The organism is Brenneria sp. hezel4-2-4, assembly GCF_013155275.1.
In the GTDB taxonomy this organism is placed as follows: domain Bacteria; phylum Pseudomonadota; class Gammaproteobacteria; order Enterobacterales; family Enterobacteriaceae; genus Brenneria.
Window position 1 is genome coordinate 101,463 of the sequence record NZ_JABJXS010000001.1, and the last position, 26,216, is coordinate 127,678.

At 53.1% G+C, this 26,216-nt stretch carries 23 protein-coding genes; 11 read left to right on the forward strand and 12 right to left on the reverse strand.

Translation table 11 applies throughout. The features are described 5' to 3' along the window. The first annotated feature begins 19 nt into the window (after positions 1-19). The 5 genes from HOY33_RS00425 (at position 20) to HOY33_RS00445 (ending at position 4,172) form a co-directional block, all read left to right on the forward strand. Positions 20-1,237, forward strand: a complete 1,218-nt coding sequence (locus HOY33_RS00425) for a glycosyl transferase (protein WP_172287622.1) — start codon at positions 20-22, stop codon at positions 1,235-1,237. 121 nt (positions 1,238-1,358) lie between these two features. Further along, entirely contained in the window at positions 1,359-2,411 is a 1,053-nt protein-coding gene (locus tag HOY33_RS00430) for an aldo/keto reductase (RefSeq protein WP_172287623.1), read from the forward strand. A 28-nt stretch (positions 2,412-2,439) separates the two neighbouring features. Next, the gene (gene ydfG / locus HOY33_RS00435) at positions 2,440-3,189 is read left to right on the forward strand and encodes a bifunctional NADP-dependent 3-hydroxy acid dehydrogenase/3-hydroxypropionate dehydrogenase YdfG (RefSeq protein ID WP_172287625.1); all 750 of its coding nucleotides are present in this window, start codon (positions 2,440-2,442) and stop codon (positions 3,187-3,189) included. 237 nt (positions 3,190-3,426) lie between these two features. Continuing rightward, positions 3,427-3,777 (forward strand): DUF1283 family protein, encoded by a 351-nt coding sequence (locus HOY33_RS00440; RefSeq protein ID WP_172287626.1) that lies wholly within the window; start codon positions 3,427-3,429, stop codon positions 3,775-3,777. A 92-nt stretch (positions 3,778-3,869) separates the two neighbouring features. Further along, a complete protein-coding gene (locus tag HOY33_RS00445) occupies positions 3,870-4,172 on the forward strand; it encodes a DUF1161 domain-containing protein (protein WP_172287628.1) in 303 nt (100 codons plus the stop codon). 72 nt (positions 4,173-4,244) lie between these two features. Here HOY33_RS00445 and HOY33_RS00450 read toward each other — a convergent pair whose 3' ends face one another. The 4 genes from HOY33_RS00450 to HOY33_RS00465 form a co-directional block, all read right to left on the reverse strand. Further along, positions 4,245-5,729, reverse strand: a complete 1,485-nt coding sequence (locus tag HOY33_RS00450; RefSeq protein ID WP_172287629.1) for an MDR family MFS transporter — start codon at positions 5,727-5,729, stop codon at positions 4,245-4,247. A 174-nt stretch (positions 5,730-5,903) separates the two neighbouring features. Further along, positions 5,904-6,566, reverse strand: coding sequence for a dethiobiotin synthase (gene bioD, locus HOY33_RS00455; RefSeq protein WP_172287631.1), 663 nt, complete (start codon positions 6,564-6,566; stop codon positions 5,904-5,906). A 162-nt stretch (positions 6,567-6,728) separates the two neighbouring features. Continuing rightward, entirely contained in the window at positions 6,729-7,946 is a 1,218-nt protein-coding gene (locus tag HOY33_RS00460; RefSeq protein ID WP_172287632.1) for an ROK family protein, read from the reverse strand. A gap of 213 nt (positions 7,947-8,159) precedes the next feature. Beyond that, a complete protein-coding gene (locus tag HOY33_RS00465) occupies positions 8,160-9,053 on the reverse strand; it encodes a LysR substrate-binding domain-containing protein (protein WP_172287634.1) in 894 nt (297 codons plus the stop codon). A gap of 130 nt (positions 9,054-9,183) precedes the next feature. On the opposite strand from HOY33_RS00465, the gene HOY33_RS00470 reads away from it, so the two are divergent. Together HOY33_RS00470 and tus are read left to right on the forward strand one after the other, a co-directional pair. Continuing rightward, positions 9,184-10,416 carry an MFS transporter gene (locus tag HOY33_RS00470; RefSeq protein ID WP_172288756.1) on the forward strand — a complete coding sequence of 411 codons (1,233 nt, stop codon included), beginning with the start codon at positions 9,184-9,186 and terminating at the stop codon, positions 10,414-10,416. Positions 10,417-10,524: 108 nt separating this feature from the next. Continuing rightward, complete coding sequence (gene tus / locus HOY33_RS00475) at positions 10,525-11,457, forward strand: DNA replication terminus site-binding protein (RefSeq protein ID WP_172287636.1); 933 nt, start codon at positions 10,525-10,527, stop codon at positions 11,455-11,457. Positions 11,458-11,508: 51 nt separating this feature from the next. Here the strand turns inward: tus and fumC are convergent, their stop codons facing one another. Continuing rightward, on the reverse strand, positions 11,509-12,906 hold the full coding sequence (gene fumC / locus HOY33_RS00480) for a class II fumarate hydratase (protein WP_172287637.1): 1,398 nt from the start codon (positions 12,904-12,906) through the stop codon (positions 11,509-11,511). Between the two features lie 178 nt (positions 12,907-13,084). Here fumC and manA point away from each other — a divergent pair, with 178 nt between their 5' ends. The 4 genes from manA (at position 13,085) to add (ending at position 18,081) form a co-directional block, all read left to right on the forward strand. Beyond that, positions 13,085-14,257: a mannose-6-phosphate isomerase gene (manA, locus tag HOY33_RS00485; protein WP_172287639.1), complete on the forward strand. Its 1,173-nt coding sequence runs from the start codon at positions 13,085-13,087 to the stop codon at positions 14,255-14,257. Positions 14,258-14,319: 62 nt separating this feature from the next. Further along, on the forward strand, positions 14,320-15,846 hold the full coding sequence (locus HOY33_RS00490; RefSeq protein ID WP_172287641.1) for a YdgA family protein: 1,527 nt from the start codon (positions 14,320-14,322) through the stop codon (positions 15,844-15,846). Positions 15,847-15,941: 95 nt separating this feature from the next. After that, a complete protein-coding gene (locus tag HOY33_RS00495; RefSeq protein ID WP_172287643.1) occupies positions 15,942-16,919 on the forward strand; it encodes an arsenic resistance protein in 978 nt (325 codons plus the stop codon). Positions 16,920-17,064: 145 nt separating this feature from the next. Next, positions 17,065-18,081, forward strand: a complete 1,017-nt coding sequence (add, locus tag HOY33_RS00500; protein WP_172287644.1) for an adenosine deaminase — start codon at positions 17,065-17,067, stop codon at positions 18,079-18,081. A 323-nt stretch (positions 18,082-18,404) separates the two neighbouring features. Here the strand turns inward: add and pnuC are convergent, their stop codons facing one another. The 7 genes from pnuC to araG all read right to left on the reverse strand — a co-directional run bounded on the left by pnuC (position 18,405) and on the right by araG (position 26,176). Next, positions 18,405-19,145, reverse strand: coding sequence for a nicotinamide riboside transporter PnuC (pnuC, locus tag HOY33_RS00505; RefSeq protein WP_172287646.1), 741 nt, complete (start codon positions 19,143-19,145; stop codon positions 18,405-18,407). A 9-nt stretch (positions 19,146-19,154) separates the two neighbouring features. Continuing rightward, positions 19,155-19,808 (reverse strand): cysteine hydrolase family protein, encoded by a 654-nt coding sequence (locus HOY33_RS00510; protein ID WP_172287648.1) that lies wholly within the window; start codon positions 19,806-19,808, stop codon positions 19,155-19,157. Between the two features lie 524 nt (positions 19,809-20,332). Next, positions 20,333-21,340 (reverse strand): bile acid:sodium symporter family protein, encoded by a 1,008-nt coding sequence (locus tag HOY33_RS00515; protein ID WP_172287649.1) that lies wholly within the window; start codon positions 21,338-21,340, stop codon positions 20,333-20,335. A 113-nt stretch (positions 21,341-21,453) separates the two neighbouring features. Continuing rightward, entirely contained in the window at positions 21,454-22,500 is a 1,047-nt protein-coding gene (locus HOY33_RS00520; RefSeq protein ID WP_172287651.1) for an oxidoreductase, read from the reverse strand. A 101-nt stretch (positions 22,501-22,601) separates the two neighbouring features. Then, positions 22,602-23,537 carry an arabinose operon transcriptional regulator AraC gene (araC, locus tag HOY33_RS00525; protein WP_172287653.1) on the reverse strand — a complete coding sequence of 312 codons (936 nt, stop codon included), beginning with the start codon at positions 23,535-23,537 and terminating at the stop codon, positions 22,602-22,604. 92 nt (positions 23,538-23,629) lie between these two features. Then, a complete protein-coding gene (araH, locus tag HOY33_RS00530) occupies positions 23,630-24,634 on the reverse strand; it encodes an L-arabinose ABC transporter permease AraH (RefSeq protein ID WP_172287655.1) in 1,005 nt (334 codons plus the stop codon). A gap of 18 nt (positions 24,635-24,652) precedes the next feature. After that, positions 24,653-26,176: an L-arabinose ABC transporter ATP-binding protein AraG gene (gene araG, locus HOY33_RS00535; RefSeq protein WP_172287657.1), complete on the reverse strand. Its 1,524-nt coding sequence runs from the start codon at positions 26,174-26,176 to the stop codon at positions 24,653-24,655. Between the last annotated feature and the right edge of the window lie 40 nt (positions 26,177-26,216).

Sequence of the window (26,216 nt, forward strand, 5' to 3'; positions counted from 1 at the left end):
AATGGCATGGGAGAACACGATGAGTGAATTTTATCAGGATGGGATAATTACCAACTTTCATAATCTGACCCGGCGAAATGTGGAAGAGTTGGAATATGAACTTCAGGTGTTTTCCGGGCAGAACAGCATGGGGCTTATCCTCCCTTCTCTCTATTCAGAGCTGGAAGGACCCGCTTTAGATAACATCGTCGACCTATTGTCCCAGGTGCCCTATCTTGGCGAGATTGTCATTGGTTTGGATCGGGCCGACCGGGAGCAGTTTCACTATGCCCGTAAGTTTTTTTCCCGCTTGCCGCAGCGTCACCGAATCCTGTGGAATGACGGCCCGCGTCTTAAACAACTGAGCGATGAACTGGCTGATAAATCCCTGGCGCCGACCGAGCCGGGCAAAGGCCGCAACGTGTGGTTTTGTGTCGGTTATACATTGGCCTCGCGTCGATCGGCCTGCGTGGCGCTGCACGATTGTGACATTGTCACCTACGATCGCCGCATGCTGGCCCGCTTGCTCTATCCGGTGGCGAATCCGCATTTCCATTATGATTTCTGCAAAGGTTATTACGCGCGGGTGGCGGACCGGAAACTCAACGGCCGTGTGGGCCGCCTGCTGGTTTTCCCGTTACTCAAATCGTTGCAAAAGGTTTACGGCAATTCTGACTATCTGGAGTATATGCGCAGCTATCGCTATCCGTTGTCGGGCGAATTCGCCATGCGTACCCATATATTGAATAACCTGCGCATTCCCAGCGATTGGGGACTGGAAATCGGCGTGCTGTCGGAGATACACCGCGGGACGGCAACCAGCCGTATCTGTCAGGTGGATATTGCCGACAATTATGATCATAAACACCAGCCGATGTCGGAAGACGATCCCAATACCGGACTGCAACGCATGGCAACCGATATCACCAAAGCGTTGTATCGCAAACTGGCTATTCAGGGCGTGAATATCACCACCGACTCTTTCCGTGTGCTGCGCGCGACCTACTACCGCACGGCGCTGGATATGATTGACGCCTTCGAACACGATGCCCGCATGAATGGGCTACAGTTCGACCGCCATCAAGAAGAGTCCGCGGTTGAGCTGTTTGCCGATGTCATTACGCTTTCCGGTCAGGTATACACTGAAAGCCCGGGCGACAAACCCTTTGTTCCCAGTTGGAACCGCGTACAGTCCGCTTTCCCCGATATTCTTGAGCGCTTATATAACGCCGTTGAAGCGGATAATCAGGACGACTGAATTTCTGTACCATCGGTTTCCGTTACGTTCCCGGCCCTCATATTAGGGCCGTTAAAACTGGATTTTTCAGACAAAGTGGCACAAAGTCATGACTGTCCTGCAACCTGTCTGGGAGTAAAAAATGGAATATCGTCAATTAGGCCGTTCAGGCCTGAAAGTATCGGTTCTGAGCCTGGGCACCATGACATTTGGTGGTCAGGGAAAGTTTGCGAAAACCGGCAATACCGATCTGCAAGGCGCCCGTCGACAAATCGATCGCTGCATTGATGCGGGCATTAATCTGTTCGATACCGCCGATGTCTATTCAAACGGAGATTCAGAACAAATTCTTGGTAAGGCGTTGAAAGATAAACGCCATCAAGTATTGATTGCCAGCAAGGCGCGTTTTCCCATGGGCAACGGCCCGAACGATCGCGGTTCGTCCCGTCATCATATTATCCGGGCCTGCGAAGCGAGCCTGAAAAGGCTGGATACGGATTACCTCGATCTCTACCAACTCCATGAATGGGATGGACTGACTCCGCTGGAGGAAACGCTGGATGCGTTAGACTACCTCGTCAGCAGCGGGAAAGTGCGCTACGTCGGCGTATCCAACTTTTCCGGCTGGCATGTGATGAAAACATTGGGTATCGCCGAAAGGCAACGTACCGTACGTCCGGTTAGCCAGCAGATCCATTACACATTACAGGCGCGGGAAGCGGAATATGAATTGCTGCCGATAACTCACGATCAGGGGCTGGGGGTTTTAGTATGGAGTCCGCTGGCCGGCGGCTTGCTGTCAGGAAAATACCGTCGTAATAAACAGCCCGAGGGAACAACCCGGCATCTTGAAAACTGGAACGAACCGCCCGTGCGCGATGAGAATGCGCTATATGATATTGTCGAGGTATTAGTTGATATTGCGGCGCAGCGCGGAATTTCCGCCGCCCAGGTCGCATTGGCCTGGCTATTGAATAATCGCGCCGTCAGTTCGGTAATCATTGGCGCCCGGCGCGACGACCAGCTTGAAGATAACCTTAAAGCTGTTAATGTTATCCTCAACGAGCAAGAGATTGCGCGGCTAAATGACGTCAGCCGGCTCCCTCTGCTTTATCCGTACTGGCATCAGGCGCAGACAGCCTCCGATCGCCTAAGCAATGCCGATTTATCGCTCATCGCCCCCTATTTGAAATAATGACACGCAGTCAGAGGAAGATAACAGCATGATAATTTTTGTTACCGGCGCAACCGCTGGATTTGGTGAGTCTATTACCCGCAAATTTATCAAAGAGGGTCATAAAGTCATCGCCTGTGGTCGCCGTCAGGAACGGCTGGATGCCCTGAAAGAAGAGTTAGGCAAGTCGCTGCATACGTTACGGTTGGATGTGCGCAATCAGAAATCCATCGATCAGGCGATAACCTCCCTGCCCGCCGCCTGGCGCAACATCGATGTTCTGGTGAACAATGCCGGGCTGGCTCTGGGCCTGGAGCCGGCGCACAAGGCCTATGTGAATGACTGGGAAAATATGATCGATACCAATAACAAAGGGCTGGTCTTTATGACCCGCGCCCTGCTGCCGGATATGGTCAAACGCAATGTCGGGCATGTTATCAATATCGGTTCTACCGCCGGCAACTGGCCTTATCCCGGCGGGAATGTCTATGGCGCGAGCAAAGCTTTTGTCCGGCAGTTCAGCCTTGGCCTGCGGGCGGATTTATTCGGTACTCAGGTTCGCGTCACTAACATTGAGCCAGGCCTGGTCGGCGGGACAGAGTTTTCCGCCGTCCGTTTCAAAGGCAATGAAGATAAAGTCAATCAGGCCTACGATAAAACCAAGCCGCTTATGCCCGAAGATGTTGCCGAGGCCGTATTCTGGGTAGCGACGCTGCCTGCTCACGTCAACATCAACTCTCTGGAAATGATGCCGGTCAGCCAGTCTTTCGCCGGGCTGAACGTTTATCGCGAAAGTTAATCCTGCATGGCGCGGAGTCGATCTTCGCGCCGCAACCTCCCTTCCGCCGTCTACCCGACCTCCGCCGTTATAGTGCCGTTGATAGGAAGAATGATACACTTCTACCCTAAGCGGCGAATGTTCCCGGCCTCTTCCCTCCAGCGCCATTACGTGCGGCGGGGTTGATTTTTATCATTACCGACATCATTTGCCATAGTAATGACGGTTGTCTTTATCCTATTTTTATCAAGGTGAACCATGAACTCACATTCTTTTGTCTCTTTGATTCGGGCCTTGATCCCGCTGTCCATGATAATGGTCGCCGCCGCCTGGCAGCCCGCGGCGCTGGCGGAAACCCGCCATGTTATTGTCGAATCGGGGGATAGCGCCTTATCCAAAGAAGCGGCGCGTCAAAGCGGCGAACAGTGGAATTCAACCCGTTCTTTGCGCAGTAAGGTCAACGCGCGTACCGAGAAAGAATTCGACAAAGTTGAAAAGGCGATTGACGGGCAGGAGAAGTGTAACGCCAGCTATAACGTTAACGCCTACTGGGAAGCCAATACCGAGCGCTGTCTCGACCGCCGGACAGGTCGCCCGGTTACCCCCTGATTTTTAGTCTACGCTTGTAAAGTAAACATCATCTGCCTGACGGTATAACGTCGGGCAATGGGTAGGACTTTATTCAGAAAAAGGGTGATAAGATGAAAAAAACAATTATTTTTGCTGCGGCTTTATTGGTGATTGCCCCTTTGGCGGCGCAAGCGTCCTGTGAGAGCGTCAAGGCGGATATATCACAGAAAATTATCAATAACGGCGTGCCGGAGTCCGGATTTACGCTTGATATCGTTCCTAACGATCAGGTGAGCCAGATCGGTGGTCAAGTAGTTGGACATTGCGAAAACGACTCGCAAAAGATTGTCTATACCCGCCATGCCGATGGCGAAGCGAGTACCGACAGCGTCCCGTCGACGGCGGATAGTCAACCCGAGACCAGCGCGCAATAACGCAATACGCCGGATTTCCCTGACAGACTAAGGCGCGGCTTCCGCGCCTTAGTCTTATATAACATTCCACTATTACCGCCCTGCTGGCGCATGTCCCGGTCGTTGACTGGCGGGGATCATCCAGGCGGAAAATAAAGCAATCACCGAGATCAACGCGGAAACAATAAACACCCAGTGTAAGGAAGTCGAAACCTGCCACGACAGCGATTCAAGCTGCGTTACGCTCATGATGCTCTGGCGGCGGGCGTCCATCAGCGTTTGTAATGGATCGCTCATTTCAGGCAGACGTAAATGCAAATTGATATTCAGCGTGGCCCCCAGGATTGCCGTACCCAGCGCGGAACCCAGCATCCGAGTGAACATCGTGGACGCGGTCGCAATGCCACGGATGGAATAATCCACCGCGTTTTGCACCGAGACTAAAAAGGTGGTGTTGCTTAATCCCATCCCTGCTCCGATAAGAAAAGCCGCGACGCGCGCCCAGTTCAGATTGCGATCGGGCGCAAGGATCAGTAATGTCAGGCTACCGGTAATAAGCAGCAATCCCCCGCAAACGGCGGTAAAGCGGTAGGATGTCCACAGCATTAATCTTCCACTCAGGGTACTGGCCAGCGGCCAGCCAATAGACGTCAGCGCCAGAATACTGCCGGCTTCCAGCGGCGTTCTGCCCATCACGCCCTGAATAAAGGTCGGCAGAAAGGCACTGACCCCCATCATGGCGGCGCCGATAACCAGGCCGCCGAGGTTACCTGCGACAATCACCCGATTACGCCACAGCGCCAGCGGAAAAAGCGGCTCCGGGGCGCTCGTTTCCTGCCTGAATAACAACATGCCGCCAACGACGGTGATCGCCAGTAAAGGAATAACCCACAATCCAAACATTTCCGCCTGTAATAACGCCATCAACAGGCTAGCGACCGTGATGGCGAGGTAGAACGCCCCCGCCCAGTCCAGTTGATGGGGCCGAACCTGGTTAACCGCGGGTAAAAAACGGGCCAATAAGAATATCGACAGCAACCCAATGGGGACGTTAACCCAAAAAATCAGCGCCCAGTTGAAATGCTGAACAATAAAGGCCCCCATCAGCGGGCCGACTATCGCCGATACCCCCCACACGCTGGAGAGATAGCCCTGAATTTTAGGCCGCTCCGTAGCGCTATACACATCGGCGACAATCGTAAAGGCGATTGGCGTAATCGCCCCGGCGCCCAGCCCCTGGATGGTGCGAAACAGAATTAACCATCCCATATGGGTAGAAAAACCGCACAGTACCGATCCCAGCAGAAAAATAATCATGCCAATGAAAAATACGCGCTTACGGCCGAAAAGATCGGCCAGTCGACCATAGATGGGAATGCTGATTGCCTGCGTCAGCAAATAACCGGCGAAAACCCAGCCCAGCAGTGAGAAGCCGCCTAAATCGGCGATAATCGTCGGCAATGCCGTTGCCACAATGGTGACTTCAATGGCCGCCGTGAACATCGCCAGCATGCAGGCAATCAACACCCAGTGACGATGCGCTACCGGAGGATGTTCAGAATTATTCGCTGTTTTCATTATACTTTCTGCCTGGAGGGGAGAATTTGTTTTGAGTATATCAGGTGTTGCCCGGCTGAATATGAGGGGAAAAAGTAAAAAACGCGGGTATCCCGCATTTTGCGGGAATTGAGCAAACGAGAGACGGAAATTTAAGACGCGTTATGCTGAAAATAATCTATTCAATCGCATTAATTAACTCACAGCGGAAAGATCGATATAGGAAGATAAATCACGCTGTTCGGCCCGGGGTAAATAAGGTAATTCACCTAATTGCGGCGCGGGAATTTTTTTACGCAGGGCGGTAATAATTTCCGCATAATTCGCCAACCCGGGATTAATCCGGTTTGCGACCCATCCTACCAACGGCAATCCATCGTTAATAACGGCCTGCGCGGTTAATAACGCATGACTGATGCAGCCTAATTTAATGCCGACCACCAAAACAACCGGCAACTGTTCCTGCACCACCCATTCCGAATAAGGACGCAGATCGTTCATCAACGTACGCCAACCTCCGCTGCCCTCTATCACCACAACGTCGGCCAGTTCGCTCAGGTGATTCAGCCCTTGAGTCATGGCGCTGTAATCAATCGGATGTTCGCTGGCGCTGATTTCATCTTCCCGTAGCGCAATAGGATTAACCGACTCATAGGGTAAAGCAAGCGAGGATGCCGCCTGCAACAACAGCGCGTCTTTATTTCGCAACCCGTCTTCCGTATCCACACATCCTTTTGCTATCGGTTTATAGCCTGCCACCGGCTTGCCGGTCATTGCCAGTTTTTGCAGCAACGCTCTGGATACCACCGTTTTACCCACTGCGGTATCGGTGCCTGTGACAAAAATACGTTTCAACATGAGATAACTCCGGGCCACCTGAAAAATAACAAGCACTGCAAAAAATGCTTTCCAAGAGTGAAAGTCTAGGCGATGCACCATTCAGGCAGCTTGCGTTAGCTCAATGTTTTGCCTGTCAGAACTTTCGCGCCGGAAAGAGAAATATACAGCGAAAGATGGCAATTACCCCTGCAACAATTTCACCAATAATGAACCGTTATACAACGCCTCTTTTACCAATGCTGCGCCAGGCATGGTGCCCTGATTATAAAACTCGGTCGCTTCGACCTGAATATTATGACTATAAGGAGGAAAAGACTGCTGATGGATACATCCCATTATGGCCGGATATAAAATGTCGGCCGCTTTATTGAGTGGAGAACCGACTAATATTTTATCGGGATTAAATAAATTGACCATAATGGCGACAATACGTCCCACGTTATTACCGACATCGGTAATCACATCCTTCGCCAACTGATCGCCTTGCAGCGCCGCTTCACACAGGCTATCCACCGTTAGGGCGGAATCATGCAGCATTGAACTCATCGATGTACTCATGCGCCGCTGCGCCAGTTCCAGCATACTTTCCGTACCGGCGACGGTTTCAAGACATCCGTGATTACCGCAATAACAGCGTTTACCGTAAGGATCGACCTGCGTATGCCCTATTTCGACCAGATTACGGCTGCCCGCATGCAAAATACGCCCGCCGGTAATGACGCCGGCCCCGACATTGTGATCGATAACCACCTGAATAACGTTCTGACAGCCGCGCGAGGCGCCGTATAACGCCTCTGCCATCGTCCAGGCGCAGATATCATGTTGTACATAAACGGGTAATCCGGTTCGCTGCTCCAGCGCCGGCCCGATGGCCATCTCTTCAACGTCGTAAAACGGCATCCGGTGAATAATGCCGGTTGCGGCGTCAATCATGCCCGGCGCGGTAATGGCGATGGCGGTCAGCCGCTCCAGCTGTTTTTGATGGCGAATAAAGAAGCGATCGATTTCATTCAGAATACGTTCGAGCAACGGCTGCGGATGTTCCGCCGGAAGAGGAACGCAATCTTCAACAACCAGCTTGCTGCTCAGATCGCGCAGCGCCAGCGTGATGGAATTGTGGCTGATGCGAGCGGAAAGATAATGCCACGCCTGCGTATCAAGGATCAGCCCGATAGCCGGACGCCCCCTGCTGCCGATATCCTGATATTCGGTTTCCTGCACCAGATGGGCTTCCAGCAGCTCGCGTACAATCTTGGTGATGCTGGCCGGCGCCAACTGCGCCCGTTTGGAGAGTTCGATGCGTGATATCGGGCCATATTTGTCGATCAGCCGGTACACGGAACCGGCATTCATTTGTTTAATTTGATCGATATGTCCTGGCTGTCCGTCGGCAATCACAAACCTGACTCCTACTTTTCATTGCTAGCACTGCTAATGGGGGATCTGTTTATTACTGCATTACAACCGTACATTTTTACCATCGCGCAAACTGCCGCTACCGTATTCTATTTTTCACGCTGCGAAATAAAAAACTGAGGGTATGGTGGAGCTTTTCGTTAAAAGCGTCAAATATTTGATTCGTTATGTGATTTAACGCACATATTGAAAATATTATCGGTTAAGCATTAGCGAAATCAGCGTCTGGGCCGCCGCCTTCAAAGGCCGGTGTCGGGCCGTGACCAGCCATACTTCCGTAATCGCATCCTGTTCAGCCAGCGGCAAATATTTCACGCCGTCGACATTAATACGCATAAAAGATGCCGGAAGAATGGAAACCCCCAACCCTGACGACACCAGGCCGACAATCGTCATGGCTTCGCCGACTTCCTGCGTGATATAGGGGCTAATACCGTACCGCTTCAGCAGCGTCAATGTCTCGTCGCACAGGGCCGTACCGACGGCGCGTGAAAAGAAAACAAACGGCTCATTCGCCAATTGGCGAATACTGATAGATCCGCCAGACCGGCTGGCCAGCGGATGTTCCTCATGTACTACGGCAACCAGGGCTTCATGCAGCAACAGTTGATGCTCAAGGGCATCGGGCAGCGGATTATTACGCATAACACCCAGATCGAGTTTACCGTTTAGCAGGGGTTCGATCTGCTGTTTGGTATTCAACTCCATCATCTGAATGTGTACCTGAGGGAAGGATTGCCGAAAGCGCAGCAAACTGCGGGATACTTTTTTGATAAAAGGAGCTGATGAGGTAAAGCCGATGGTTAACTCCCCCGTTTCACCGCGCTGGATCCGTGCGGCGCGTTCCGCCGCCTGATTCACCTGCGCGATAATTGACCAGGCCTCTTTTAAAAACATTTCGCCCGCCGGCGTCAGCCGGACATTACGGTTATTGCGCTCTAATAATCTGGCGCCGACCTGCTGTTCCAGAATCTGAATTTGTTGGCTGAGAGGCGGTTGGGAAATAAGCAATTTCTCCGCCGCACGACCAAAATGCAACTCTTCGGCAACAGCAATAAAGTAGCGGAGATGACGTAATTCGATATTCATATTTTATAAGTATTAATCATGATTATTAATATATTATACAAAATATTATCGCTCTTCTATGATCGCCGCATCTTTCCTTTCTGAACCTGGAATTATTTTGAGTACCCCGTCATCTCCGGCATCGGGGCCGATGCCCGTGTCTATCACTCATGATGTAGATGCTAAACCGACCGTTAACGGTAAGTTACCTTATATCAAACGTGGCACTCCGCAGTTTATGCGCGTGACGCTGGCTCTGTTTTCCGCCGGACTCGCCACGTTCGCCCTGCTTTATTGTGTCCAACCGCTGTTACCGGTTCTTTCTCAGGACTTTGCCATATCCCCGGCGACCAGCAGTCTGTCGCTTTCGGTATCAACGGTCACGCTGGCCATCGGGTTGCTGTTTACCGGCCCTTTGTCGGATACCGTCGGACGCAAGAATGTGATGGTTGTTTCGCTGATGTTGGCGGCTACCTGCACCCTCATTTGCGCGTTTATGAGCAGTTGGAACGGCGTACTGATCATGCGCGCCATGATTGGGTTATCGCTGAGCGGCGTTGCGGCTGTCGCCATGAGTTACCTGAGTGAAGAGATCCATCCCAGCGTACTGGCTTTTTCGATGGGACTTTATATCAGCGGCAACTCCATTGGCGGCATGAGCGGACGCCTGGTCAGCGGCGTATTGAGCGACTATTTCCCGTGGCGGGTCGCCGTTGGGGCGATTGGCGTACTGGCGCTAATCGCGGCGCTGACTTTCTGGAAAATTTTGCCTGAATCACGGCATTTCCGGCCCGGCTCGCTGCGACCCAAGAGCTTATTGCTGAATGCCAAACTACACTGGCATGACGCCGGATTGCCGTTGCTGTTTTTGCAGGGCTTTTTGCTGATGGGATCGTTCGTTACGCTGTTTAATTATATCGGCTACCGATTATTGGCTTCCCCCTACTTGCTTAGCCAGGCGATCGTCGGTTTATTATCAGTAGTTTACCTGACCGGCAGTTACAGTTCGCCGAAAGCCGGCGCATTGACTTCCCGCTACGGCCGGGGGCCGGTGTTGAGCATTTCCATTATGTTGATGCTGCTGGGGCTTGGCGTTACCGCCTTAAGCCCGTTGGCGTGTGTTTTTATCGGTATGATGTTGTTTGCCGCCGGTTTTTTCGCGGCCCATGCCGTTGCCAGCGGCTGGATTGGTCAGCGCGCCCGCCGGGCAAAAGGCCAGGCCTCGTCGATGTATCTGTTTTCCTATTATCTGGGCTCCAGTATAGCGGGAACCCTGGGCGGCGTATTCTGGCACGCTTACGGTTGGGCGGGGATCACCGTATTCCTGACGACGATGCTGCTGATGGCGTTACTCGTGAGCTTTCGCCTGAAACAGCTTTCCTGATGCCGCATTGCCCGATAAATCCCTGCTTGGCGAACTGATACACTGTTGCCGATGTCAGGGATTTATATTATAACCATTAGTATGTTGTAACTAAATTGGTGTGCTGTTATGGATCGTTATTCGCTCATTCATCAAATGCACGGTTGCTTTACGTCGCTGGAAGAAAAGCTGGCCTCGATTCAGGATCTATTTTCCGCATTCAGGTTACTGGCCGGACGCATTTATTCGTTACCCGATATCGAAAAAGGCACCGAACACGACGCCATAGAACAGATCGCCGTTCGCCAGCATATCGGCCAGGAAGCGCGGGAAGTCGGATTGGCGCATTTTAAGCGTTTGTTTATCCACCACTACCCTGAAACGATCAGCAGTAAAGCCGCAATACGACTACCCGGCGCGCTGTGCTTTTCCGTCGATCGGCAGCAGTATCAGCAGGCGCAACGGCTCATTACCGAGATCAACGCGCTGAAGAAAACGCTGGAACGGATTGTCACCGTTGAGTCCGGGTTGGCGCCTGAACAACGCTTTGAGTTTGTACATGCCCATCTGCCAGGGCTGATTACATTAAGCGCCTACCGGACGCTGACGCCGATTGTCAATCCCGCTTCCGTGCGTTTTGGCTGGGCAAATAAGCACATCATCAAAAATATGACGCGCGCGGAGTTACTGGCGAAGCTGGAAAAAAGCCGGCAAGCAGGCAGAAGCGCCGCGCCGTACAGCAAAGAGCAATGGGGAGAATTAGTGGCGCAGGAAATTGAAGAAATATTGCGCTTACCGGAACAGGCCGTGTTGAAAATAAAGCGACCGGTAAAAGTCCAACCGATCGCCAGAGTGTGGTATCCGCAGCAGCAGAAGCAGGTGCAGCACCCCTGCCCGTCACCGCTGTTGGTGCTGTGTCAGCAAGAGTGCGGCGGCGGCGCGCCCATTATTGGCGAACTAAATAACTATGATGCGAACAACATAAAACATAAGCATAAACCACCGGCCACGCCGCTGCGTTTGCTGATACCGCGTCTGCATCTGTATACCGATGTACGGTAAGTCAATGTCCAGGCAGTCGCTCACGCCAGACAAGACGACCCCATTGAAGCATCAGCGTTTCAGGCTGCCGACCATATCCTGCGGCCGCACCCACTCATCGAACTGCGCATCGGTAAGATACCCCAGTTTCAGCGCCGAAGCCTTTAGCGTCAGCCCTTCTTTATGCGCCTTCTTGGCAATCTCGGCGGCTTTGTCATAACCGATATGGGTATTGAGCGCCGTAACCAACATCAGCGATTCATTCAGCAACTGATCGATGCGTTCGCGATTGGGTTCGATACCGACCGCGCAGTGTTCATTAAAGCTTTTCATTCCATCGGCCAGCAGGCGGACGGATTGCAGGAAATTATGAATCACCATCGGGCGGTAGACGTTCAGTTCAAAGTTACCCGATGCGCCCCCGATATTAACAGCGACGTCATTGCCCATAACCTGACAGCACAGCATGGTCATGGCTTCGCACTGTGTCGGGTTAACTTTGCCGGGCATAATGGAGCTGCCGGGTTCATTTTCCGGAATGCTCAGTTCGCCGATGCCGCAGCGCGGGCCGGAGGCCAGCCAGCGAACATCGTTGGCGATCTTCATCAATGACGCGGCCAGCCCTTTCAACGCGCCATGTCCGTGAACCAGCGCATCACAGGTGCCCAGGGCTTCGAACTTATTCGGCGCGGTCACCAACGGCTGCCCGGTGAGTTTCGCCAGTTCCGCCGCCACGCGAACGGCATATTCGGGATGGGTATTTAACCCGGTTCCGACGGCCGTTCCGCCCAGCGCCAGCTCGCACAGATGGGGCACGCTGTTTTCAATATGCTTTAGATTATGTTGCAGCATGGCGACCCAGCCGGAAATTTCCTGCCCCAGCGTCAGCGGCGTGGCATCCTGCAAATGGGTGCGCCCGATTTTCACGATATCGTTAAACTGTTCGGCTTTATCGGCCAGCGTACGCTGCAACTCCTGTAGTTCGGGGATCAGATGTTCATTAATCGCCGATACCGCGGCGACATGCATCGCCGTTGGAAAAACATCGTTAGAGCTTTGGCTCTTATTGACATCATCGTTGGGGTGAACCAGGCGATTATTGCCCCGCTCTCCGCCCAGCAATTCGCTGGCGCGGTTAGCCAGCACTTCATTCATGTTCATATTACTTTGGGTGCCGGAACCGGTTTGCCAGATGGCTAACGGAAACTCGTCGGCATGCCGGCCGGCCAGCACCTCATCGGCCGCCTGAACAATAGCGTTGCCTCTGTCTGCGGGGAGCAATTTCAGATCCATATTCACGCTGGCGGCCGCACGCTTGGTTTGAGCCAAGGCGTAGATTAATGCCCGCGGCATTTTTTCTTCGGAAATACGAAAATGCTCCAGCGAACGCTGCGTCTGCGCGCCCCATAAACGTTCGGCGGGAACATCGATCGGCCCCATTGAGTCTTTTTCACTACGCGTCGTGGTCATTGCCTTTTCTCCTTAGCATTCTGAATGATGAGATGAATAGCCTTAGCCGCACTGTCTGGAATAGTGGCACATAAAACATTACCATGGTGTGAGCAGAGACAACGTATTCATAGTCAATCACTTTATTAACTATTTGAATTATTTCAACCAACAGATATTTAACATTCAGGAAGCCAACATGCAAAAAATGCTCAATCGTGTCCAGCACTACGCCTGGGGTAGCAAACACGCATTAACTGAGCTTTATGGCATTGATAATCCTAATGATTTACCAATGGCTGAACTGTGGATGGGCGCTCATCCGAAAAGCAGTTCACACGTAATCGATGAAAAAGGTCACCAACGCAGTCTGCGGGACGTCATCGCCGCGGATTTATCCGGACAGCTTGGCGCAAGCGTGGCGCGGCGTTTCGGGGAATTACCGTTTTTATTTAAGGTGTTGTGCGCGCAACAGCCGCTTTCCATTCAGGTTCACCCCAGTAAATCGGCGGCGGAACAAGGCTTTGCCAAAGAAAATGCAGCCGGGATCGCGCTGGATGCGGCGGAAAGAAACTATAAAGACGCCAATCACAAGCCGGAATTGGTTTTCGCGCTCACCCCTTTTCAGGCGATGAACGGCTTTCGGGAATTATCTGAAATCGCCACGCTATTGCAGCCCGTCGCCAGCGCCCACCCCTCCATTACCGCCTTTTTACAGCAGCCGGACGGCAAAAATCTCGCCATGCTGTTTACCAACCTGCTGAGCATGGATGGCGATCAAAAAAGCCGGGCGCTGGGCGTGTTAAAAGCCGCCCTGAACAGCCAGCACGGCGAACCCTGGTCAACCATTCGGGACATCACGCAGTTTTACCCGGACGATTGCGGCCTGTTCTCGCCGCTGTTGCTCAATGTGATTACGCTTCAGCCGGGTGAAGCCATGTTCTTATATGCGCAAACGCCTCACGCCTATTTAAACGGGGTGGCGCTGGAAGTCATGGCCAATTCGGACAATGTGCTGCGGGCAGGATTAACGCCGAAGTACATTGATATTCCGGAACTCCTGGCCAATGTGCAATTCGACGCCAAACCGGCGGCCCAGTTGTTGACCGCCCCCATTTCGCAAGGAAATGAGCTAAGCTTCCCTATTCCCGTCGACGATTTTGCTTTTTCTCTGCATAACCTGGACGGCGCTTCACAAACGCTCAGCCAGAACAGCGCCGCCATCGTTTTCTGTGTTGACGGCGATGCGCGGCTGCAAAAAGGCGACGCGCAAGTCAGGCTCAAGGCGGGGGAATCCTGCTTTATTGCCGCCAATGAATCGCCGGTGACGGTGCAGGGACAAGGGCGCATCGCTCGCGTATTTAATCGGTAATGACCGGTACATACCCACCCGCCTGGAAGAGTCCGGGCGCGCGTTTAATAAAGGATGAAAAAATGAAGAAGTCATTAGTTGCCGCCAGCGTGATCGTCGCACTGGGAGCAGTCTGGACCGGCGCTTCCTGGTACACCGGTAAACAATTGGCTCAGCATATCGATGAGTTTACCGACAACGTCAATATGCAATTGAAAACAGCTTATCCCGACGCCGGATTGAAAGTCGTGTACCGCGATTATCAGGGCGGTATCTTCAGCAGCAAATTGGCGTACGTTGTGCAAGCCGATGGCTCGGCAAAAGGACAACAGATCCTCGCTCCCGGCGAGGAAGTGGTCTTCAATGAGTCGGTTTCTCACGGCCCTTTCCCGTTAGCGCAGCTTAAAAAGTTTAACCTGATCCCGGCGATGGCCTCGGTACACAGTGAACTGGCGAATACGCCGGTGGTGAAACCGTTGTTCGATCTCACCGGCGACAAACCGTTTATCGCCGCCGAAACCCGCGTGGCCTATAGCGGCGATACCCGTTCGGATGTGACGCTGCTCCCCATTGAGTATCAGGGCGCCGATCAGAAATTCTCTTTCAGCGGCACTGAATTGCAGTTGGATATCGCCAATGATTTGCGCAGCAGCAAGCTGGCGGGCACGGTGAATAACCTGCTGATGGAGAAGAAAAATCCCTGGGGTGAAACCGAGCAGGTCAGCATCAATGACATTGTGGTGAACACCAACAACCATAAAGGTAAATTCGACCTCAATTTAGGCGACGGCGCCCTGGCGTTTAAGACGTTGAAATTTACCGTCGAAGGCGGTGAGCCGGTTACCTTGAATAATCTGTCGGTACAAAGCAGCGTGACGGAAGATGAGAACAATCTGGCAGGCAACATTGCGATGACGCTGGCCTCGCTGGCGATCGGCGATCGTAACCTCGGCGCAGGCAATATCAATATCGCTTTCTCACGTTTGGATGGCGAAGGCACGAAACGTTTTGCCGCCGAGTATCAGCAGAAAGCGCAGCAGCTTCTGCAAAACGCCGACACGCTGGATCCCGCAGTCTATCAGCATGAAGTCGCCATGATTTTCCTGCACAATTTGCCTCAGTTGTTGAAGGGCAATCCGAATGTCACCATCGCCCCCATCAGTTGGAAAAACAGCAAAGGCGAAAGCACCTTCTCGCTGGCGCTGGATTTAACCGATCCTTTGCAGAACAGCGCGAAAGCCGCCGATCCGGCCGCATCAGATGAAGAAAAAATCTTTCTCCAGTCGGTCAAAAAGCTGGATACCCGCTTGAATGTGCCGTTAGCCATGCTGGCCGAACTGATGGTTCAGGCCGGGCCACAACCCGCCAATGAAGAAGAGAGAACGCAAGCCAATCAAATGGCGCTGCAACAGGCGCAGATGATGGCAAGTATCGGACAAATGAACCAGCTTACCGTCACCAAAGACGATGCCATCACCAGTTCGTTACAGTATGCCGACGGTCAGGTTGATTTCAACGGCAACAAAATGCCACTGGCGGATTTCATCGCTCCCTTTATCCGCATTCCCGGCGAAGAGGAGTCCCTTCCTGCTCCGCCCCCCGCTCAGTAACATATTGCGGTTCGGATAGCGAAAACCCCGTGACGGCCTGCGTCGTCACGGGGTTTTCCGGTTGCCGGAGGCTATGCCCCGTTGAGAGATTGAGTATGCAAAAATTCAAACTTTTCATGGAAGAACATCAAACCGCAATCTACTTTATCGCGGTGATAACGGCCGTGCCGATGGCCCTGTTACTCCCCGGGACAGAAAAACTGAGTGCGGCGATCAATCCGGCGCTGGCCCTGATGCTCTTTGTCACATTCCTGCAAGTGCCGCTAACGTCACTGAAACGGAGTATGACCCAGGCACGGTTTCTTATTGCCTTGCTTAGCGCCAATTTTATCGTTATACCGCTGTTTCTCGCCTGCCTGCTGCCCTATTTACCTGCCGATCCGCTGATCCGGCTCGGTATTCTGCTGGTATTGCTCGCCCCGTGCATCGACTACGTGGTGACATTTTCGCATCTGGGACGCGCGGATGCGCCGAAGCTGCTGGCCGCCACGCCATTGCTGCTGGCGGCGCAAATGCTGGCATTGCCGTTTTATCTTAATCTGTTTCTTAATCAGCAAGCGGCGGCGCTCATCCATATCGCGCCGTTTGTGCATGCGTTTATCGGGCTGATTGCGCTTCCCTTGCTGCTGGCCGGAGGGGTTCAGTGGGGGGCTGCGCGTTTTCAGTCCGTGAACAACGCGGCCGACAAGCTCGGTCTGTTGCCCGTTCCCGCCACCGCGTTGGTGTTATTCGTGGTGGTGATTACGGTTATTCCCCAGCTTAAATCCACCTGGTCTATCGTCGCGATCGCCATTCCATTCTATGCGTTGTTCGCGCTCGTCGCGCCGATTCTGGGATGGTTCACCGGTAAAGTCTTCCGTCTCGATCCCGCCGGCGGACGCGCCATTGCCTTCAGCGCCGCGACGCGCAACTCGCTGGTGATTTTACCTTTGGCGCTGGCCATACCCGGAGCGATCCCGGTGCTGCCGGCCATCATTGTCACTCAGACGCTGGTAGAGCTGTTAAGCGAACTGATTTATATCCGCGTGCTCCCCAAGCTGGGCGGGCGAACACGCCGGACGCCGGCCCGATAAGGTGATTTTCGCTACCCGGTCATCGATATCGTCGCCGACTTTTTTTAGCAAAAAATGGCAATTCGCCATCATTTGTTTTTATACTGCACGGCACTTACGGGCTATTGTCCGGTTTACTGATACGACTATTTGCAAAGAGTACATCATGATTGACTCGCTACTCCCTCTCACGGATATTCACCGCCATCTGGATGGTAATATCCGCGCTCAAAGCATTCTGGATCTGGGCCGCCAGTTCAACATCGCCTTACCCGCCAACGATCTGGCGTCGCTCCGCCCTCATGTTCAAATTATTGAAAATGAACCGAATCTGCTCGGTTTTTTGCAAAAACTGGACTGGGGCGTCGCCGTTCTCGGCTCACTGGATGCCTGCCGTCGTATCGCTTATGAGAATGTTGAGGACGCGGTCAACGCCGGGCTGGATTACGCGGAACTCCGCTTCTCCCCCTACTATATGGCGATGAACCATCAACTGCCGATTGCCGGCGTGGTTGAAGCCGTGGTGGATGGCGTCAGCGCCGGTTGCCGCGATCTGGATATTGATATCCGCCTGATCGGGATCCTGAGCCGCACCTTCGGCACTGAGGCCTGTCAACAGGAGCTGGACGGCCTGCTGGCCTATCGCGATAACATCGTGGCGCTCGACCTGGCCGGCGATGAACTGGGCTATCCCGGCGAGCTGTTTTCCTCGCATTTCAGACAGGCCCACGACGCGGGTTGGCACATTACCGCCCATGCGGGAGAAGCCGCCGGCCCTGAGAGTATCTGGCAAGCCATCAATCAACTGAAAGCGGAACGAATTGGTCACGGCGTAACGGCCATTATCGATAGCGAATTAATGAGGTACATGGCGGAAAACGACATCGGCATTGAGTCCTGCCTGACTTCCAACATTCAGACCAGCACCGTTGAGTCGCTGGATCAGCACCCGTTGCTCCATTTCCTGCGTCATGGTATTGCGGCGACGATTAATACCGACGATCCGGCCGTACAGGGCATCGAAATCAAGCATGAATACCAGGTTGCGGCGCCATTGGCCGGTCTGACGGCGAAAGAAACCCGGCAGGCGCAAGAGAATGGATTAACCATCGCCTTTCTCAGCGATCAGGAAAAGAAACAGCTACGCGAAAAAGTGCTGCGCAAACGCGCTTCGGCACAGTAGCCGTCATAAAAAAAGCGACCGTGAACCATTAATGCCGTTCATTTAAGCCGCATGTGACTTGTAGCTGAAGGATACTTAGGTGGTATATAGAGCACCGAACGATCATATCGCCGGTGCTTTTTTTCCGGAAGAATAAAGGTTTTTACGTTTTATCTCATTCAACCGGCCGCTCAATCAAAAAATCCGCACTGAAATAACAGCCATCAAATAGCGTCAGGGGCGGCAGAAACCAGTCGGTGAGCCAGCGTCGACTCACCTTCCGCCGTCAGTAACCTCTCGAAGACATCCCGGACGATAGGTTTACCGTCACAAGAAGCGCCCGGTCATTCAGTGCACGCACCCAGTCGCCCTTCCACATAGCCTTTATTTTCGCGAGCCAGCTTGATCCATTTCCATATCCCAAAAGCGGCGATGAAAATCAGCAGTGTGTATTCCAGAGACATGAAATAGACACCCTGCTTCGCATACAGCCAGACCGACAGCACGTCCAGCCCGCACCAGATGATCCAGTTTTCGACATACTTTTTTATCATCAGTATTGTGGCGACAATCGACATGACCATGATGGTGGAATCCGCTATCGGATAAGGATCCGGAATGGCTTCCGGGCGCGGTAGCGTAACGCCGAAAATGTGCATCACATCAAGCGCCACATTACTCAGCCAGACGAATACCGTATCAATGTTAGCCGCGACCAGCGCAATACACAGCACGCTAATAATGCAGACCACCACCGTATGTTTTACCGGCATCCATCTGACCACAATTGCCGGGCTTTCTGAGTTATCGCTCTGGTGCCACATGTACCAGCCGACTATGTTAGCGACGAGGAAGAACACTTGCAGCAACATGCTCGCGTACAGCTGGATTTGGTAAAATACCAGCGTGAATAACAGCACATTTAAAATTCCGAATAAATAGTTGATGGTGATTGCCCGACTCGCCAGCCAGATATTAATTAACCCCAGCACTGTGCCAATGGCCTCAATCCACGATAGATCGTAGCCGCCGGTACCAATAGGAATATGTACCATTATATTGTGAATACTGAACAGGTCTAACATGGCGGCCTCTTACTTATTGTTATATTGATTCAACAGGGAAATAACGTCGCTGGTTTCAGCTACCCAGCCGTAATTCTCTTCAATAACGCTCATGGATTCAGCCATACGTTTCTCGTTCATCGCCGCGATAGCATCGCTAACAGCAAGAACGGCATAAGCGTGATTCCAGGCTTGACGTACCGTATCTTCGACGCAGCATTCAGCAACCACTCCGGTAACCACCAACGTATCCACGCCAAGCAGGGCCAGAAGTTCGCCAAGCGACGTGCCGTAAAAGCCCCCGTAGCCGTATTTAAATACGGTGAACTCGTTATCTCTGGGTTTTAGCTCGTCAATCACCGCCGAGCAATCCAGTTCCGTTTCAGTATCGCGATAGCGGCGCTTAAAGCCGAGACGGCAGGATTTCGTGTTCTCGTCCAGTAAGCTCATCCAGGAAAACTTACCTCCCAGGCGATGATGTGGATCATTCTCCACCGCCAGCCATCTTAAAAAGATCACCGGTTCGCCTCTCTCACGAAAATAGTGCAGCAGTGCTAAGTTACGACCAATAATATCCCTGCCCCCCGGCACCTCCAGCGGAGCCCCATCCCGAATAAAGTCGTTCTGCATATCCACAATAATCAATGCAGTTTTTTTAATAGCGGGGAAATTATCTGTACTCATTTTATCCTCCAGTGGCTTTGAGAGGCGTTTTGCAAGGTTTATGCCAGCTTCAGGCGGCGCTTTAATACTTTCAGGAGAGGCGGCTTATTTTGTTGGGGAGATGGGTCAGACGATATATTTCACTGGCAAAGCGATCTTAAAAACGGCGCCCTAGTTCCCATTTTCCCGTAGATTCAGCGTTGACGGCCTCCGGCAGAAAACGTCAGGAAGAAACAATAATGCACCATAAAAAACAATAACTCAGAGCACCTGCACTACAACGGCACAAGCGGGCGCAGAGTGTTCATAAGAAGGGCCGGAAACAAAAAAGCCTCGGAATAGACGAACGCCGTTCACTTAAGCCTTATGTGACTTGTAGCTGAACGGATACTTAGATGGTATATAGAGCACCGAACGATCATATCGCCGGTGCTTTCTTTTTCAGGGGGCTGATTCCGGATTGTCTCTTACCGGCTATCGCTCAAGTACTTTTAAACGATCGGCATTAACCGGTGAACCAGCGCTTTTTTACAACGCATGGCGGATTACTTCTGCGGCGCGGTGTTTTGCTCTGCCGAAACAGGTTTTAACCGTTTGGCGTAGCGTTGCGCCAACGCCGCGCAAACCATCAGCTGAATCTGATGGAATATCATTAATGGCAATACCATCGCCCCCACCGCCGCGGCCGGGAACAAGACGTTCGCCATCGGAATGCCGTTCGCCAGGCTTTTCTTGGAGCCGCAGAATACGATCGTGATCTCATCTTCCGTATTGAATCCCAGCTTACGCGCCACCAGCACATTGATCGCCAGCACGATGGTCAGCAACACAATGGAACATCCCACCACGGCCAGTAAAGACCAGCCGTTAATCTGACTCCAGATCCCCTGCACCACGGCTTCGCTAAAGGCGACGTACACCACCAGAAGAATTGATGACCGATCGGTAATATTAATCAGTTTACGGTGACGTTCTATCCATTTGGCAATCAACGGGCGCGATAAATGACCGATCACGAACGGCACCATCAACTGCATGATAATCGAGCCGATGGCGTGCAGCGTATCCGTCGATCCTTCGCCTTGCGTGTGCATCAGCAGGCCGACCAATATCGGCGACAGGAATACGCCGAGGATGCTGGAAGCCGATGCGCTGCAAATGGCGGCCGCCACGTTGCCCCCGGCCATCGAGGTGTAGGCAATGGCCGACTGTACGGTCGCCGGCAAGGCGCACAGATAAAGGAAACCAAGATACAGCGTGGGGGTAAGCACCACCGGCACCAGAACGCTCATTCCCATGCCCAGCAAGGGGAACAGTAAAAACGTGCTGGCGAACACCACCAGATGCAGCCGCCAGTGTCCCATGCCGGCGGTAATCGCTTCCCGCGACAGCTTGGCGCCATGCATAAAAAACAGCAGCGCGATAGCTGCTGTCGTCAGATATTCAAAAAAGACCTTAACGGCGCCCTCACAGGGAAACACGGATGCCGTAACCACCACCAAAACCAATACCAGCAAAAATTTGTCAATGCGTAACCGCTGCAACCACCCCATTTTTAATACCTTTTCCCAATGGCTAATCATTAGCCTGATTTAAACAATACAGGCGATCCTAAGATCGCCTGCTTAAACCCTGAAGCAACTATCTGTGATAAAAAACGACAGGTCTAGCTATTTTTCAGCGTCATCGCTTTTTTCTGTTGATGCGAGATCAGCCCCAGCTCAATCAGTTCCATGACCTGGATCGCCTGATGAACCGTCACCGGATTCTCCCCTTTGCCGGTTAATGCATCACGGATCGCCGCATAATAGGCCGGATAGTTGCCGGGAAGCGAGGGAACGGCCTGCTCGGCCGTGATGCCGTCATGATGCAGAGTCAACACGCCATCCTGCCGATCCTGTCCCCAATCCGCCTGGGGCGGACGCTCACCCTTTTTCAACCGATCTTCCTGCGGATCCAACCCGTATTTGACAAAGCTGCCGCGCGTGCCGTGGACGATATAACGCGCGGAAGGCGCGGCGGCCAGCATGCTGGCATGGAGAACGATACGGCGTTGGGGATAAATCAGGGTGGCGTGGAAATAGTCTATTGCCTTGCTTCCCGGCCGCAGCTGCGCCATATCCACCTGAATCGCCACCGGGAAACCAAACAGTTGCAAAGCCTGATCCAACAAATGCGGCCCCAGATCGTACCAGATGCCGCTGCCATTGCTGCCATCTTCACGCCAGCGTTGACGAACTTCCGGGCGGAAACGGTCAAAGTGCGACTCCATATAGACCACATCCCCTAACGACCCGCTATGCAATATATTCTTCAATGTCAGAAAATCGCTGTCCCAGCGGCGATTTTGGAACACCGAGAGCAGTTTGCCGGTATGTTCCGCCACCAACCCCAGTTCATGGGCTTGTGACAACGTCACGGTAAACGGTTTATCCACCACCACATGTTTGCCCGCTTCCAGCGCCTGTTTGGCTAACGGAAAGTGGGTGTCGTTAGGCGTGGGGATCACAATCAGATCGATATCAGGGTCGTTGAACAACTGTTGCGGCTCATGCACTACTCGCATATTCGACCAGTCGGCATGAACTTTATCGGCATCGCTGCTGGAGACAGCCACCAGTTCCAGACCTGACGTCCCGGCAATAAGCGGCGCATGGAACGTCTTGCTTGCATAACCGTACCCTATTAATCCAACACGAACGCTGTCACTCATGACGATCCCCCTTTAGACCGTTTTACTTCAAATAGTGAGCACAGTATAGCATTGGAAAAATCGCCTATTTATCGGATTAAGTCATCTTATTTAGCCGCCGCTCAGGCGCCGATAATTTTTGCGGCCCTGGCTCCCCACATCGGCGAGTCTGGCGTTTTAACCGCAGGATAATTGATTTCACTGCTGCGACGCCGGAAATCGCTGGGGCTGACGCCGACGCGTTTACGGAACACGCGTGAAAAATAAAGTTGATCGTCATACCCGACGACCCGGCCGATATTGGCGATGGATTCCTGTGTGGTCTGCAACAGTAATTTGGCGCGGATCACCCGCTGGTCTTCACGCCAGCGCAGAATATTGATGCCAACCTGTTCACGGAACAAATGGGCCAGCCGCGACGGCGACAGGCAGACGTGCCGGGCGACCTCATCAATCCGTAGCTCGCCGGCAAGGTTGGCGGTAATAAACTGACAGGCCTCAATCACCCGCGGATCCATAATTTTTTGCGGACTCAGCGGATCTTCTTCCATGGCCCTCAATAGCAGGCGTTCAAGTAAATTCATGCCCAGCTCTTCCGAGAATCGCCGCCCGGAGCGCTGCGTTTGTTCAATATCGGCAAACAGCCGATCGAACTCCAGCAACAATTGATTATTCGGCAGGCTCAGGCGCCCGACGTCGCAGTGCCGACTATGCCACTCCAGCCAGTCGGCCCAATAGGCCCGAGGGCGGAAATACACCCAGCGGTGATACCAGCAATCGCTGTCGGGCGAGCGTCCGTAAAAATGCGCCGATTTGGGGGGAAACAGCAGTAAATCCCCCGGATTGCAATAAAAGGCATTCTTACCGTCAAAAACCTGCCCTCGCCCTTTTATCGTGAGATTAATAATGTAGCCTTTCATGCCGTCAGGGCGATCGATAAAGAAATCGAGCGGGCCGTTCGCCAGGATCGGCGTCAACCCGGCGACCAGATAGGCGTTAAACGCATAGCCCGGCAGCAACGGATTGGACTGGGATTCATCTGCCACGCGGTGATACATCAAACCTCCGGAATGCGCAGAGTAAAATACGAAATTTTTCTTCCTTGTCCCTTATCCGCGCCGCGCCGATAGGGACATAACGGTCATCAAGCCTATGCGGTCTTTTTCGCCATCTGTTTGTAACGGTCGAAGATCACCGCCGCCAGCAGAATCAAACCGCGCACCACATATTGGGAAAACGGCGAAATATTCAATAGGTTCATCGCATTTTCCACGGTGCCCAGAATCAGCACCCCGGCGATCACATAGGAAATTTTTCCGATGCCGCCCTTCAAAGACACCCCGCCCAGCACACAGGCGGAGATCACGATCAGCTCATAGCCAATGGAGGTCATCGGCTGGCCGCTGGTCATGCGTGAGGCCAGAATGATGCCCGCCGCGGCGGATACCAGCCCGGAAAGCGCAAAGATGATGATTTTCGTGCGAACGACAGGCACTCCCGCCAGCCGCGCGGCCTCTTCATTGCCGCCGATCGCCAGCGTATTGCGCCCGAAGGTGGTTTTATTCAGCAGCAGCCCGAACAACACCATGCACCCCAGGGTAATCCAGATCGGCGCCGGCAGTCCCAGCCAGTTGGCATAACCCAGTTCAAAGAAGCGTTCGTCTTCAATCCCCACCGCCTTACCATCAGAGATGATGTAAGCCAGCCCGCGCGCAATCTGCATCGTCGCCAGCGTGGTGATCAGCGCGTTGATCTTAAGACGCGCAATGATAAAGCCGTTAAGCAGACCGAATGCCACGCCCAGCAATAATCCGGCGCCGACGCCGATCCACAGGCTTTCGCTGAGGTTGATCACCACCGCCGTGGTCACGCCGGCGCAGGCGATAATGGACGCGACGGACAAGTCGAAATCCCCGGACGCCAGGCAAAACAACATGCCGCAGGCCACCATACCCGACATGGATATCGCCAGTCCCAGTCCTTTCATATTGATAAAACTGGCGAAGTTGGGCACAAAAATCGCGCATCCCAGAAACAGCACGGCAAAAACCACCAGCATGCCGTAGTTATCCCAAATGCGGGACATGCCGGCCCCGACTCTTTTCTTCTCGGAAGCCGCAGCGGTTACCGTTGAATCTGTTTTACTTATTGGCATGGTTTTGCTCCTTTACGGTCAGGCAACCGCAGATTCGATATCAGGGGTTCGTAACATCGCCAGACTCAGCGCTTTTTGCTCAGTGGCCTCGTCATGCAGAAGTTCGCCGGATACCTCGCCCTCGCGCATCACAATAATTCGGTCCGCCAGTCCAAGCACCTCCGGCAGATCGCTGGAGGCGAACAGAACGGCAATGCCTTGTTTCGCCAGTTCATAAATGACGTGGTAAATTTCATGTTTGGCGCCGACATCAATCCCGCGCGTTGGCTCATCCAGCAGGATGACTTTCATCTCTTCCGATAGCCAGCGGCCGAGAATCGCCTTCTGCTGATTACCGCCGGAAAGATTCATCATCAATTGTTCCGCGCTCGGGGTTTTAATGTTCAGCGCCTGAATGCGGCGGGCGGCATTATCTTTTTCCCACGGGGTGTTGATGATAAAACCGGCTTTCAGACTCTTGCGGCGGGCGCTGATATTAATGTTGTCGCGCACCGAGTGAACGGCGATGATGCCCTCCGCCTTGCGGTCTTCCGGGCACAGCATCACGCCCTGACGGATGGCATCAATCGGCGAATTCACCACCAGCGGCTTGCCGTCCAGCAGCACCTGCCCACCGCTGATGCGGGTCGCGCCAAACAGCCCTTTCATCAGTTCGCTGCGCCCGGCGCCCACCAGTCCGAACAGCCCGACAATCTCCCCTTGACGCACATGCAGCGAAATGGCCGACTTCACCCCCGGCGCCTTAACCTCCCTCAACGTCAGCCGCTCCTCGCCGTGCGGACGTGGCGCATAGCCATAGATATCCCCCAGATTTCTTCCCACCATCGCCAGCACCAGCGATTCATGGTTGACCTGTTGCATATCATCGAACGTGCGCACACAGCGGCCGTCTTTAAACACCGTGATGGCGTCGGCGAGAGCGAAAATTTCCTCCATACGGTGTGAAACGTACAAAATAACCCGCCCTTCGCGGCGTAATTCGGCGATCACCCGGAACAGTTGTTCGATTTCACGCGCGGATAGCGAACTGGTCGGCTCATCAAAAGCAATAATTTTCGCGTTGCGGGCCAGCGCCTTGGCAATCTCCACCATTTGCCATTGACCGATAGACAGGTACTTAAGCGGGGTATCGGGGTCGATATCCACCCCCAGATGTTCAAGTTGCAGTTTGGTTTCGTAACGCAGCAGCGAATAATTCACCAGGCCGTACTTGTGCGGCAACTGACCGAGATAAATATTCTCCGCCACCGTCATTTCCGGCACCAGATGCAACTCCTGATAAATAATCGCCACGCCGGCATTCAGCGCATCCATCGTATTGTTGAACCGCACGGGCCGCCCCTGAATATGGATTTCTCCGGCGGAAGGCAAATAGTTGCCGCTCAGGATTTTCAGCAGCGTGGATTTACCCGCCCCGTTTTCTCCCATCAATGCATGGATCTGACCTGCCTGGCAGGAAAAGCTGATGTCCGCCAGCGCCTTGACGCCGGGAAATTCTTTTCCAATGCCATGAAACGACAAATAGGGTGACCGTGCCGTCATTTCCGTGTCCTCATGGTTAAAACCGTTGTGGCAGAAACGG

Coding starts and splice junctions, on each gene's coding strand:
- HOY33_RS00425 (WP_172287622.1), top strand. CDS start 20: ATGAGTGAATTTTATCAGGATGGGATAATTACCAACTTTCATAATCTG.
- HOY33_RS00430 (WP_172287623.1), top strand. CDS start 1,359: ATGGAATATCGTCAATTAGGCCGTTCAGGCCTGAAAGTATCGGTTCTG.
- ydfG (WP_172287625.1), top strand. CDS start 2,440: ATGATAATTTTTGTTACCGGCGCAACCGCTGGATTTGGTGAGTCTATT.
- HOY33_RS00440 (WP_172287626.1), top strand. CDS start 3,427: ATGAACTCACATTCTTTTGTCTCTTTGATTCGGGCCTTGATCCCGCTG.
- HOY33_RS00445 (WP_172287628.1), top strand. CDS start 3,870: ATGAAAAAAACAATTATTTTTGCTGCGGCTTTATTGGTGATTGCCCCT.
- HOY33_RS00450 (WP_172287629.1), bottom strand. CDS start 5,729: ATGAAAACAGCGAATAATTCTGAACATCCTCCGGTAGCGCATCGTCAC.
- bioD (WP_172287631.1), bottom strand. CDS start 6,566: ATGTTGAAACGTATTTTTGTCACAGGCACCGATACCGCAGTGGGTAAA.
- HOY33_RS00465 (WP_172287634.1), bottom strand. CDS start 9,053: ATGAATATCGAATTACGTCATCTCCGCTACTTTATTGCTGTTGCCGAA.
- HOY33_RS00470 (WP_172288756.1), top strand. CDS start 9,184: ATGCCCGTGTCTATCACTCATGATGTAGATGCTAAACCGACCGTTAAC.
- tus (WP_172287636.1), top strand. CDS start 10,525: ATGGATCGTTATTCGCTCATTCATCAAATGCACGGTTGCTTTACGTCG.
- fumC (WP_172287637.1), bottom strand. CDS start 12,906: ATGACCACGACGCGTAGTGAAAAAGACTCAATGGGGCCGATCGATGTT.
- manA (WP_172287639.1), top strand. CDS start 13,085: ATGCAAAAAATGCTCAATCGTGTCCAGCACTACGCCTGGGGTAGCAAA.
- HOY33_RS00490 (WP_172287641.1), top strand. CDS start 14,320: ATGAAGAAGTCATTAGTTGCCGCCAGCGTGATCGTCGCACTGGGAGCA.
- HOY33_RS00495 (WP_172287643.1), top strand. CDS start 15,942: ATGCAAAAATTCAAACTTTTCATGGAAGAACATCAAACCGCAATCTAC.
- add (WP_172287644.1), top strand. CDS start 17,065: ATGATTGACTCGCTACTCCCTCTCACGGATATTCACCGCCATCTGGAT.
- pnuC (WP_172287646.1), bottom strand. CDS start 19,145: ATGTTAGACCTGTTCAGTATTCACAATATAATGGTACATATTCCTATT.
- HOY33_RS00510 (WP_172287648.1), bottom strand. CDS start 19,808: ATGAGTACAGATAATTTCCCCGCTATTAAAAAAACTGCATTGATTATT.
- HOY33_RS00515 (WP_172287649.1), bottom strand. CDS start 21,340: ATGGGGTGGTTGCAGCGGTTACGCATTGACAAATTTTTGCTGGTATTG.
- HOY33_RS00520 (WP_172287651.1), bottom strand. CDS start 22,500: ATGAGTGACAGCGTTCGTGTTGGATTAATAGGGTACGGTTATGCAAGC.
- araC (WP_172287653.1), bottom strand. CDS start 23,537: ATGTATCACCGCGTGGCAGATGAATCCCAGTCCAATCCGTTGCTGCCG.
- araH (WP_172287655.1), bottom strand. CDS start 24,634: ATGCCAATAAGTAAAACAGATTCAACGGTAACCGCTGCGGCTTCCGAG.
- araG (WP_172287657.1), bottom strand. CDS start 26,176: ATGACGGCACGGTCACCCTATTTGTCGTTTCATGGCATTGGAAAAGAA.